Origin of the sequence: Pseudoalteromonas sp. MTN2-4 (genome assembly GCF_042848605.1) — a bacterium.
GTDB lineage: Bacteria > Pseudomonadota > Gammaproteobacteria > Enterobacterales > Alteromonadaceae > Pseudoalteromonas.
The window spans coordinates 146,770-156,412 of sequence record NZ_BTGK01000011.1; the positions used below are offsets into that span (position 1 = coordinate 146,770).

At 44.4% G+C, this 9,643-nt stretch carries 5 protein-coding genes; all 5 read left to right on the top strand.

Annotated elements, in window-relative coordinates; genetic code table 11:
* Positions 1-94 precede the first annotated feature (94 nt).
* Positions 95-4,276 carry a DNA-directed RNA polymerase subunit beta' gene (gene rpoC / locus ACGHEH_RS19715; protein WP_390448892.1) on the top strand — a complete coding sequence of 1,394 codons (4,182 nt, stop codon included), beginning with the start codon at positions 95-97 and terminating at the stop codon, positions 4,274-4,276.
* A gap of 189 nt (positions 4,277-4,465) precedes the next feature.
* The gene (gene rpsL, locus ACGHEH_RS19720) at positions 4,466-4,840 is read left to right on the top strand and encodes a 30S ribosomal protein S12 (protein WP_010387308.1); all 375 of its coding nucleotides are present in this window, start codon (positions 4,466-4,468) and stop codon (positions 4,838-4,840) included.
* Between the two features lie 102 nt (positions 4,841-4,942).
* A complete protein-coding gene (gene rpsG / locus ACGHEH_RS19725; RefSeq protein ID WP_058028514.1) occupies positions 4,943-5,413 on the top strand; it encodes a 30S ribosomal protein S7 in 471 nt (156 codons plus the stop codon).
* Positions 5,414-5,440: 27 nt separating this feature from the next.
* Positions 5,441-7,555 (top strand): elongation factor G, encoded by a 2,115-nt coding sequence (fusA, locus tag ACGHEH_RS19730; RefSeq protein WP_138483561.1) that lies wholly within the window; start codon positions 5,441-5,443, stop codon positions 7,553-7,555.
* A 62-nt stretch (positions 7,556-7,617) separates the two neighbouring features.
* On the top strand, positions 7,618-8,802 hold the full coding sequence (tuf, locus tag ACGHEH_RS19735; protein ID WP_058028464.1) for an elongation factor Tu: 1,185 nt from the start codon (positions 7,618-7,620) through the stop codon (positions 8,800-8,802).
* Positions 8,803-9,643: the final 841 nt, after the last annotated feature.

A 9,643-nucleotide genomic window follows, 5' to 3' on the forward strand; every position in this document is an offset into this window, starting at 1 on the left:
CGACAGCCGCAGCTAAGCTGCGGCTCCCCGGACTGAAAGAATGTAGGGGCAAGCATTGCTTGCCCTCGAGATTAACTCCGACAGGAGAGCTAAGGTGAAAGACTTACTTAAGTTTTTGAAGCAACAAAATAAGACCGAAGAATTTGATGCGATCCGCATCGGTCTTGCTTCACCAGACATGGTACGTTCTTGGTCTTACGGCGAAGTTAAAAAGCCTGAGACAATTAACTATCGTACGTTCAAGCCTGAGCGTGACGGCTTATTCTGTGCCCGTATTTTCGGCCCAGTAAAAGATTATGAGTGTTTATGTGGTAAATATAAGCGCTTAAAGCACCGTGGTGTTATTTGTGAAAAGTGTGGCGTAGAAGTTACTTTAACTAAAGTACGTCGTGACCGTATGGGTCACATTGAGCTTGCTAGCCCAGTGGCACACATTTGGTTCCTTAAGTCATTACCGTCTCGTATCGGCCTAATGCTAGATATGACACTTCGTGACATCGAGCGCGTACTTTACTTCGAATCATTCGTAGTAACTGAGCCAGGTATGACTACGCTAGAGCGCGGTCAGCTATTAGGCGAAGAAGAGTACCTAGATGCACTTGAAGAGCACGGTGATGAGTTCGAAGCTAAGATGGGTGCAGAAGCTGTACTTGATCTACTTAAAGAACTAGACCTAGGTCAGCTTATCGCAGAAATGCGTGAAGAGTTACCAACAATCAACTCTGAAACTAAGCGTAAGAAGATCACTAAGCGTCTTAAGCTTATGGAATCTTTCCACCAGTCAGGTAACAACCCTGAGTGGATGATCATGAGCGTGCTTCCGGTTCTTCCACCAGATCTTCGTCCTCTAGTACCACTAGATGGCGGTCGTTTTGCAACGTCTGATCTGAACGACCTTTACCGTCGTGTTATTAACCGTAACAACCGTCTTAAGCGTCTACTTGACTTAGCTGCACCAGACATCATCGTACGTAACGAAAAGCGTATGTTACAAGAAGCGGTTGATGCGCTACTTGATAATGGTCGTCGCGGTCGTGCGATCACAGGTTCTAACAAGCGTCCACTTAAGTCGCTTGCAGACATGATCAAAGGTAAGCAAGGTCGTTTCCGTCAAAACCTTCTAGGTAAGCGTGTTGACTACTCAGGCCGTTCTGTAATCACAGTTGGTCCTACGCTTAAACTTCACCAGTGTGGTCTTCCTAAGAAGATGGCACTTGAGCTATTCAAGCCATTCATCTACGGTAAGCTAGAGCGCCGTGGCATGGCGACAACCATCAAAGCTGCGAAGAAGATGGTTGAGCGTGAAGTACCAGAGGTATGGGACGTACTAGACGAAGTAATCCGTGAGCACCCGGTTCTACTTAACCGTGCACCAACACTTCACCGTCTTGGTATCCAAGCGTTTGAACCTGTTCTAATCGAAGGTAAAGCAATCCACCTACACCCACTAGTGTGTGCGGCATATAACGCTGACTTCGATGGTGACCAAATGGCGGTACACGTACCGTTAACATTAGAAGCACAGCTAGAAGCACGTGCCCTAATGATGTCAACGAACAATATTTTATCACCAGCGAACGGTGAGCCTATTATCGTTCCTTCACAGGACGTTGTATTAGGTCTTTACTACATGACGCGTGATCGCATCAATGCCAAAGGTGAAGGCATTGTATTTAAAGATGCGAAAGAAGCTGAAAAAGCATACCGTACAGGTGTTGCTGAACTTCATGCTCGCGTTAAAGTTCGTATTACAGAAACAGTTATCGATGAAGAGACTGGTGAACGTTCACAACAGACTTCTGTAGTAGATACGACTGTTGGTCGTGCGATCCTTTCTCTAAGCACACCTGAAGGCTTACCATTTGAGCTTATCAACCGTGCATTAGGTAAGAAGCAGATTTCTGCACTTCTAAATGAATGTTACCGTCGTCTAGGTCTTAAAGACACAGTCGTGTTTGCTGACCAAGTGATGTACACAGGTTTCCATTACGCGATGAAGTCAGGTGTATCTATCGGTATTAACGATATGGTAATCCCACCGACGAAAGCGGGCATCATTGAAGCAGCTGAAGCGGAAGTATCTGAAATTAACCAACAGTTCCAATCAGGTCTTGTAACTGCGGGTGAAAAGTACAACAAAGTAATCGATATCTGGTCACGTGTTAACGAAAACCTTTCACGTGAAATGATGGCGAACTTATCGAAAGATACAGTTGTGAATGCGCAGGGTGAAGAAGAAGAGCAACCTTCTTTCAACTCGGTATTCATGATGGCCGACTCAGGCGCACGTGGTAGTGCTGCTCAGATCCGTCAGTTAGCGGGTATGCGTGGTCTAATGGCACGTCCAGATGGTTCAATCATCGAAACGCCAATCACGGCTAACTTCCGTGAAGGTCTAAACGTACTACAGTACTTCATCTCGACGCACGGTGCGCGTAAAGGTCTAGCCGATACGGCACTTAAGACAGCGAACTCGGGTTACCTAACTCGTCGTCTAGTAGACGTTGCACAAGACTTAGTTATCACAAACGACGATTGTGGCACGTTAGACGGTCTAACAATGAAGCCGCTAATCGAAGGTGGTGACGTTGTTGAGCCACTTCGCGAGCGTGTATTAGGTCGTGTTGTTGCTGAAGACATCTTAAAGCCAGGTACTGAAGAAGTACTTGTTGAGCGTAACATCATGCTTGACGAAAAACTGTGTGACCTTCTAGAAGAGCACTCAGTGGACGAAGTACGTGTACGTTCAGTTATCACATGTGATAACGACTACGGTGTATGTGCTAAGTGTTATGGTCGTGACCTAGCTCGTGGTCATATCATCAACGCAGGTGAATCAGTCGGTGTTATCGCCGCTCAGTCAATCGGTGAGCCGGGTACACAGCTTACGATGCGTACATTCCACATCGGTGGTGCTGCATCAAGAGCGTCAGCAGAAAACAGCGTACAAGTTAAGAATAACGGTAGCCTGAAGTTACATAATGCAAAATATGTATTAAACACTGACGGTAAGATTGTTATCACTTCACGTTCAACTGAGATCACAATCATTGATGATCACGGTCGTGAGAAAGAGCGTTATAAGGTACCTTACGGTGCTGTACTTTCTGTACAAGATGGTGCAGAAGTTAAAGGTAACGATATCGTTGCAACATGGGATCCGCACAGTCACCCAATCATTCTTGAGCATGAATCAAAAGTGTCATTCTCTGACATTGATGATAGCAACACAGAAGCGCAGACTGATGACCTTACAGGTTTAACACGTGTTGTTGTTAAAGACCTATCTAAGGTTAATGCGAAAGAGCCTAAGCTAATCATTGAGAACGAAGAACGTGGTCTTCAAGAGATCCGTCTACCTTCATTCACAACGATTGAAATCACAGATGGCGCAACAGCGGCACCTGGTCAGGTTCTAGCGCGTATTCCACAAGAAGGTTCGAAGACTCGTGACATCACGGGTGGTCTACCTCGAGTTGCTGACTTATTCGAAGCGCGTAAGCCAAAAGATCCTGCAATCCTTGCAGAAATCACAGGTGTTGTGAGTTTCGGTAAAGAGACAAAAGGCAAGAAACGTCTTGTTATCACTCCAGAAGAGGGTGATGCATACGAAGAGATGATCCCGAAATGGCGTCAGCTTAACGTGTTCGAAGGTGAAATGGTTTCTAAAGGTGAAGTTATCGCCGATGGTCCAGAGTCTCCGCACGATATCCTTCGTCTTCGTGGTGTAACTGATGTATCTAACTACATCGTTAACGAAGTACAAGAAGTTTACCGCTTACAGGGTGTAAAGATTAACGATAAGCACATCGAAACGATCATTCGCCAAATGCTACGTAAGTGCATCATCTTAGACGGTGGTGATACTGAGTTCTTAGCAGGTGAACAAGTTGAAGTGGCACGCGTTAGTATTGCAAACCGTGATTTAGAGAAGCAAGGTAAGATCCCAGCTAAGTATGAAATTCAGCTGATGGGTATTACTAAAGCGTCTCTTGCAACAGAATCTTTCATTTCTGCAGCATCATTCCAAGAAACAACACGTGTTCTTACGGAAGCAGCAGTAAATGGTAAGAGCGATGAGCTACGTGGCTTGAAAGAGAACGTAATCGTAGGCCGTCTGATCCCAGCCGGTACAGGTTTCGCGTATCACCAAGAGCGTATGAATCGTCGTAAGCAAGCTGAGCTTCCAGTTGAAGAGCAAACAGTAAGCGCTGAAGAGGCAACTCAAGCACTAACTGATGCACTGAACGCTGATCTATTAGGTGGCGAAGAGTAGTTCTTCCCACTAAATAGATAAAGATAATACGGGCAAGTCTGAGAAATCGGGCTTGCCCGTTATTTTTTGGTTGACAGCTCAATCTTTGCTCATTAAAATTCCGCCACCCATTTATTCGTTCGAATAAAAGAATGTTTAAATAGGGCAGATTTTTTCATTTTTCAGTAGTAATTAATCAGGAGCTATTTAATGGCAACTATTAACCAGCTAGTGCGTAAGCCACGTCGTAGCAAGGTTACAAAGAGCAACTCTGCTGCTCTTAAAGCTTGTCCACAGAAACGTGGTGTATGTACTCGTGTATATACAACAACACCTAAGAAACCAAACTCTGCATTACGTAAAGTAGCGCGTGTACGTTTAACTAACGGTTTCGAAGTAACTTCATACATCGGTGGTGAAGGTCACAACCTTCAAGAACACAGTGTTATCCTAATCCGTGGTGGTCGTGTTAAAGACTTACCGGGTGTACGTTTCCACACTGTTCGTGGTGCACTTGACTGTGCAGGCGTAAATGACCGTAAACAAGGTCGTTCTAAGTACGGTGCTAAACGCCCTAAGGGCTAATGGTTCTCCGTTAGTAAGGCCAAGCACTTAAATTTTTAATTTTTATATTTTGTTTTGGGAGTCGCTGAAGTAAAGCGAACCTGAAGATACCGGAGAAATAAAATGCCTAGAAGACGCGTTATAGGTCAACGTAAAATTCTTCCAGATCCTAAGTTCGGATCAGAACTTCTTGCTAAATTCGTTAACGTAGTAATGTTAGACGGCAAGAAATCTACTGCTGAAAAAATCGTTTACGGTGCGTTAGACGTGGCTGCTGAGAAATCAGGCAAGTCGCACCTAGAAATCTTTGAAGCTGCACTTGAAAATGTACGTCCAGCGGTTGAGGTTAAATCTCGCCGTGTTGGTGGTTCTACATACCAAGTTCCAGTTGAAGTACGTCCAGTACGTCGTAACGCATTAGGTATGCGTTGGTTAGTTGATGCTTCTCGTAAGCGTGGCGAAAAGTCAATGGGCCTTCGTCTAGCTCAAGAGATGCTTGATGCAGCTGACAACAAAGGCACTGCGGTTAAGAAACGTGAAGACGTTCACCGTATGGCTGAAGCGAACAAAGCATTCGCTCACTACCGTTGGTAGTCTGCTAACACCTTTTAAGAGGATATTATGGCACGTACAACTCCTATTGAGCGTTACCGTAACATCGGTATTTGTGCTCACGTAGATGCAGGCAAAACCACCACAACAGAACGAGTTCTGTTCTACACGGGTCTTTCTCATAAGATCGGTGAAGTTCATGATGGTGCTGCAACTATGGACTGGATGGAGCAGGAGCAGGAGCGTGGTATTACCATTACTTCTGCTGCCACAACGTGTTTCTGGAAAGGGATGGATGCTCAGTTTGATGAGCATCGTATTAACATCATCGATACGCCAGGACACGTAGATTTTACTATCGAAGTAGAGCGTTCATTACGTGTACTTGATGGTGCTGTCGTGGTTTTATGTGCTTCATCAGGTGTACAACCACAAACGGAAACAGTCTGGCGTCAGGCCAATAAATACGAAGTTCCTCGTATGATCTTCGTAAATAAAATGGACCGTACAGGCGCAGACTTCCTAGCAGTTGTGGATCAGGTGAAGAACCGTTTAGGTGCTACACCTGTGCCAATTCAGTTACCAATTGGTGCTGAAGACGAATTTAAAGGTGTTATCGATCTAATCAAAATGAAAGCAATCAACTGGAACGAATCGGACCAGGGGACGACTTTCACTTATGAAGAGATCCCAGCAGACCTTCAAGACCTAGCAGAAGAATGGCGAGCAGAAATGCTTGAATCTGCTGCTGAAGCGTCTGAAGAGCTAATGGACAAATATCTTGAAGAAGGTGACTTAAGCGAAGCTGAGATTAAAGCTGCGCTACGTCAACGCACACTGGCCAATGAAATCGTGCCAATGACTTGCGGAAGTGCATTCAAGAACAAAGGTGTTCAAGCAGTGCTTGACTCGGTTGTTGAATACATGCCTTCGCCTACAGAAGTAAAAGAGATCCAAGGTATCCTCGAAGACGAAACCGAAGGAACTCGACCTGCAGACGACAATGCACCTTTTTCTGCATTAGCATTTAAAATTGCAACTGACCCGTTTGTAGGTACATTGACTTTCTTTAGAGTTTATTCAGGTACAGTGAAGCAGGGTGATGCAGTTTATAACCCTGTTAAATCGAAAAAAGAGCGTTTAGGCCGTATTGTACAAATGCATGCTAACTCTCGCGAAGAAATTAAAGAAGTTCGCGCGGGTGACATTGCAGCCGCAATCGGTTTGAAAGATGTGACAACGGGTGACACGCTTTGTTCGAGTGACTCAGTAATTACCTTAGAGCGCATGGAGTTTCCTGAGCCGGTAATTTCTGTAGCAGTTGAACCGAAAACTGTAGCTGACCAAGATAAAATGGGTATTGCACTAGGTAAACTAGCTGCAGAAGATCCATCTTTCCGTGTTGAAACAGACGAAGAGTCTGGCCAAACCATCATCTCTGGTATGGGTGAGCTTCACCTTGATATCATTGTTGACCGTATGAAACGCGAATTTGGTGTTGTGTGTAACGTGGGTAAACCTCAAGTTGCATACCGTGAAACAATTCGTGCTTCAGTCGAAGCTGAAGGTAAATTTGTACGTCAATCAGGTGGTCGTGGTCAATACGGTCATGTTTGGCTTAAACTTGAACCAATGGAAATTACGGACGACGAATCCCCTACTTACGAATTCGTGAACGAAATCGTAGGTGGCGCTGTTCCGAAAGAATATATTCCAGCGGTTGATAAAGGTATTCAAGAGCAGATGCGCCAAGGTGTCTTGGCTGGCTATCCGTTACTTGGTGTTAAAGCAACGTTATTCGATGGTTCTTTCCACGATGTTGACTCTAACGAAATGGCCTTTAAGATCGCAGGTTCAATCGGTTTCCGTGATGGTGCGCTGGATGCAGATCCAGTTATCCTAGAACCTGTTATGAAAGTTGAAGTAATTACCCCTGAAGAGAACATGGGTGATGTAGTAGGCGACTTAAACCGTCGTCGTGGTATGATCGAAGGTATGGAAGAAGCGTTTGGCGGCTTGAAGCAAGTTAATGCTCAAGTACCACTTTCTGAAATGTTCGGTTATGCAACTGATCTTCGCTCTGCAACGCAGGGTCGCGCATCATACTCTATGGAATTCTCCAAGTATGCTGAAGCAGCCAAAAACGTTACAGAGGCAATAATTGCAGCTCGCGCTGTAAGATAATTTTAGTTCGGTCCGATTCATACTGGATCGGACTTTAATTTCTTTTATAGGAAATTTTTAAGATGGCAAAAGAAAAGTTTGAACGTTCGAAACCGCACGTAAACGTAGGTACAATCGGCCACGTTGACCACGGTAAAACAACTCTAACTGCAGCAATCACTAACGTACTTGCAAAAGTATACGGTGGTGACGCAAAAGACTTCGCATCAATCGATAACGCTCCAGAAGAGCGTGAGCGTGGTATCACAATCTCAACTTCACACGTTGAGTATGACACACCAACTCGTCACTACGCACACGTAGACTGTCCAGGACACGCTGACTATGTTAAAAACATGATCACTGGTGCTGCACAGATGGACGGCGCGATCCTAGTAGTTGCTGCTACTGACGGCCCTATGCCTCAGACTCGTGAGCACATCCTACTTTCACGTCAGGTTGGTGTACCTTACATCGTTGTATTCATGAACAAATGTGACATGGTTGACGACGAAGAGCTACTAGAGCTAGTAGAGATGGAAGTTCGTGAACTTCTTTCAGAGTACGACTTCCCAGGTGACGACCTACCTCTAATCCAGGGTTCAGCGCTTAAAGCACTAGAAGGCGAGAAAGAGTGGGAAGACAAGATCGTTGAGCTTGCAGAAGCACTAGATTCTTACATCCCAGAGCCAGAGCGTGACATCGATAAGCCATTCATCATGCCTATCGAAGACGTATTCTCAATCCAGGGTCGTGGTACAGTAGTAACTGGCCGTGTTGAAGCTGGTATCATCAACGTGAACGACGAAGTTGAAATCGTAGGTATCAAAGAAACTACGAAGACAACTTGTACGGGTGTTGAAATGTTCCGTAAGCTTCTAGACGAAGGTCGTGCTGGTGAGAACATTGGTGCACTTCTACGTGGTACTAAGCGTGACGAAGTTGAGCGTGGTCAGGTTCTATGTAAGCCTGGTTCAATCAACCCACACACGAAGTTCACTTCAGAAGTATACGTACTTTCTAAAGACGAAGGTGGCCGTCATACTCCATTCTTCAAAGGTTACCGTCCACAGTTCTACTTCCGTACAACTGACGTAACAGGTAACGTTGAGTTACCAGAAGGCGTAGAAATGGTAATGCCAGGTGACAACATCAAGATGACTGTTGAGCTAATCGTTCCAATCGCGATGGACGAAGGTCTACGTTTCGCGATCCGTGAAGGTGGCCGTACAGTAGGTGCTGGTGTTGTAGCAACTATCGTTGAGTAATATCGACTTTAGTTAATGCCACAAAGCATTAAAAAAACCCGAGCTTAGGCTCGGGTTTTTTGTTTATAGGGGTATAAAACTTAGAGGTTTAAGTAATTGTGAAACTTACTTCAGGCTAGTTCTAAGTTGTAATTCATCTATGAAGCTGGGTTCAACAAGGCCTCTTATAAATCCAATAGTAGGTCAGCTATTGTTAAATTGGCTTGCTTCATCTTGCGCAAAAGGAATGAAGCACTGCGTGCTTGTCATTAAACTTTTGCACCACTCTTGCGCAAAAAGACCGCCCTCACTTCGTTCGCAGTCGGTAACCTTTTGCTCCTTATGGCCTTTTTTAATGCCTGAAATTTAGTGCAGCTTATGAAGGTAGCGCACTTTACTAGATAGGTGCTGGTGTTGTAGCAACTATCGTTGAGTAATATCGACTTTAGTTAATGCCACAAAGCATTAAAAAACCCGAGCTTAGGCTCGGATTTTTTATTTTTATGGATTAGAACACTTAGAGGTATAAGTAGTTGTGAAACTTGTTCATTTCACCTTGAGCAAAAGGAATGTGGTTTCTGTGCACTATGTCATTAAACTTTTGCACTACTCTTGCGTAAAAGGAATAAAGTACTGCTATAGACATGTCTACAAACTTCAACCACTGAATTAGTGGTCAGAAATCCTTAATATAAACTCATACCAATTTGACGCTTTAATAATGTTCCCAAATATAAAGTAGATAAGCATGAATGAACAAAATAGAGTTCAAAGCATTCTTCATTGATAGGTATTAAATCCCAAGATGATTGTAAATCGAATTTATTGCTCAAAATAGAGCAATAAAGCAGCGTTAAAGTAT